Below are 2,964 nucleotides of genomic sequence, written 5' to 3' on the forward strand. Positions count from 1 at the left end.
GCCCGGGGCGATCGCCGCCGCCAGCTCCGCGAACGTCGACCTGAGCACCACGGACGCCGCCAGCTCCCGGCCCCAGAGGCGGCGGACCTCGAAGCGCAGCCGCAGGGCCTTGAGCGAGTCGCCCCCGTGGGGTATCCACCGGTCGTCGGGGCGCAGTTCCGGCACGCCGAGGATCCGGCCGGCGAGGTCCAGGACCTCCCGCTCCCACGCGGTCGCCGAAGCTCCGGCGGTGGCGGTCGGCCGCCACGGTTCGTCGTCGCGCGCCAGCAACGCGCCCTGGTCCACCTTGCCGTTGGCGTTCAGCGGCAGCGCCTCGACCCGGTGGATCCGGTGGGGCCGCATGTACGGCGGCAGTCCCGCCGCCAGATGCCGGTCGACGTCCTCGTACGACAGCTCCGCCCCGGGCACCACGTACGCCAGCAGCTCGTTCGTCCCCAGCTCCGCGTCCCGTCGGGTGCAGACGTAGGCCTGCCGCACCGCCCGGTGGGCCACGAGGTGCCGCTCCAGCTCGCCCGGCTCGATGCGGAAGCCCCGCACCTTGACCTGCCGGTCGGCGCGACCGACGTACACCACGAGCCCCGAGCCGTCCTGCCGTACGAGGTCGCCGGTGCGGTAGTGGCGGACCTGTCCGCCGTCGAGCCAGGGCAGATGGACGAAGCGGCGTTCGGTCTCGTCCGGCAGGTTGCGGTAACCCGCCGCCAGACCGTCCCCGGACAGGTACAGCTCCGCCACCTCACCCGGCGCGGCGGCCCGCGACCCGTCGGCCACCAGCACCGCGCCGGTGTCCGGCAGGGGCCGCCCGATCGGCACGACGTCCCCGTCGAAGGCGCGCGGGACGGGGTGGCAGAGGGCGAACGTGGTGGTCTCGGTGGGGCCGTAGACGTTGTGGAGCCGCGTCGAGGAGGACGCGTTGTGCCGGTACCAGCGGGTGATCAGCCGGGCGTTGAGCTGCTCACCGCCCACCAGCACCTGCCGGGCCCCGGCGAAGCACGCGGGCTCCTCGCCGACCACGGCGTTGAACAGGGCCACCGTCACCCACACGGTGTCGACGCGCTCGCGCAGCAGCGCCTCGGCCAGCCGATGAGGGGTCTGTACGGTCTCGTCGTCGAGGATCACGCAGCAGCCGCCGGTCAGCAGCGGCACCCACACCTCGAAACTCAGCGCGTCGAAGGCGGGGTTGGACAGGCAGGAGTAGCGCGCCCCCTCGTCCAGGGCGAGGTAGCCGGGACGTGCGAGGCGCAGGATGCCGGCGTCCCGCACCTCGACGCCCTTGGGCCGGCCCGTCGTTCCCGACGTGTAGAAGAGGAACGAGACCGGCGCGTCGGCCGGGGCGGCGGGTTCGCCGCCGGTGGCCGGGCCTTCCCGCAGCAGCTCGCCCGCCGCCAACGGCGTGATGAAGGAAGGCAGTTCGGCGGGAGCGCTCCCGCCGTGCACCAGCACGGTGCTCGCCGAGTCCTCCAGGATGTGCCGCCGCCGCCCGGGCGGGCTCTGGACGTCGAGCGGCACGACCACCGCGCCCACCCGCAGGATGCCGAGCATGACGCACACCAGCTGCCACGAGCGCGGCAGGCACACCGCCACCGCCTGCCGGGGCCGTACACCCCGGTCACGCAGGGCGGCGGCGACGGCCGCGCTCGCCGCGTCGAGGGCCGCGTAGTCGAGCACCTGGTCACCGTCCACGACGGCGGTCGCCGCCGGGGTGCGGCGCGCCCGCGCGAGGACGGACCGGGCGAGGCCCCGGGGTTCGGTGGTGGCCGAAAGCCGTTCGGCGGAGCCGGTGTTGTGGTCCATCACGCCTCCCGCGCCGGGCGGACCAGTGACGGCTCACCCTGCCGCGCGGCAGGCGGTGGAGGCGCCGGGAACCGGGCCAGCTCGTCCTCGATCACGGCGGCCACCCGCAGCACCCCGGCGCTCTCCAGCATCTCCCAGTGGTCACAGTCGACCGGTTCGACGCGGAAGCCCCCGAGCCCCCGGCGCTCCCAGAACGCGCGCACGGCGTCTGTGAGTGGCGTGTCGGTCCCGCCCTCGACGGCCTGCACCAGGACGAGCCTCGCCTCGGACGGCGCCGGGACGTGCGTGCGCGCGGTCATCCGGTTGTGGTTGTAGACGCGGAAGTACTGCTCTATCTGCTCGTCCTCGATCCCGGGATACATCCCGTTGAACTTGACAAGTTTGTCGCGGAATTCGTCGATCTCCACCGGCCCCAGCGCGGCCCGGTCGGCGGGATCGTCGGTGGCCTGGGTGTCGAGCAGCACCACACTCACGTCCGTCCTGCCCGACGCGGCCAGGCGGCGCGCCATCTCATGGGCGACCAGACCGCCGTACGACAGCCCGCTGAGAACGAGCGGACCGTCGAGCAGCGGCTCGACCAGCGCCAGATACGACTCGGCCATGGCCTCGACCGTCGGGAGGAACGTCTCGCCGGGATTCACCCCGGGCGACTGGATACCGTAGACGCCGTAGCCGTCCGGCAGGGCCTTGGCGAGCGACAGGTAGCAGAAGGCGGTGCCGCCGGCCGGATGGACGCACACCACCCGGCGGCGTCCGTCCCCCTCCCGGAACTCGATCAGATTGCCCGGCGTGCTCGGCGTGCTCGGCGGCCGGCCCGACGCCCCCTGCCGCAGCCGTCCGCCCAGCGCCTCGACCGTCGGATGGAGCATGATGTCGCGGATCGGCAGCATCTCGCCGAAGGCCTCACGGATGGCGTGCGCCAGCTTGATGGCCGACAGGGAGGTGCCGCCGATGTCGAAGAAGCTGTCGTGCACGCCGATGTCGGCGTGCAGGAGGATGTCCTGCCATATCCGATAGAGCGTCAGCTCGATGTGGTCGCGGGGACTGGCCTGGTTGACCTGTACGGGGGCGTCGGACCGCGCCACCCGCAGCAGCGCCTCCCGGTCGAGCTTGCCGTTGCGGTTCAGCGGCAGGGAGGGGAGTTCCGCGAAGAGCGCGGGGATCATGTAGTCC

At 73.1% G+C, this 2,964-nt stretch carries 2 protein-coding genes; both read right to left on the bottom strand.

From position 1 onward, the window contains the following. Positions 1-1,791 (bottom strand): non-ribosomal peptide synthetase (locus GT042_RS15835; protein ID WP_161309357.1); only part of this gene is annotated, 1,791 nt, incomplete at its 3' end. Further along, positions 1,791-2,964: alpha/beta fold hydrolase (locus GT042_RS15840; protein WP_161309358.1), on the bottom strand; the 1,174-nt coding region annotated here is incomplete at its 5' end. The genes GT042_RS15840 and GT042_RS15835, both read right to left, overlap by 1 nt.

It is taken from the genome of Streptomyces sp. SID3212 (assembly GCF_009865405.1).
Lineage (GTDB): Bacteria > Actinomycetota > Actinomycetes > Streptomycetales > Streptomycetaceae > Streptomyces.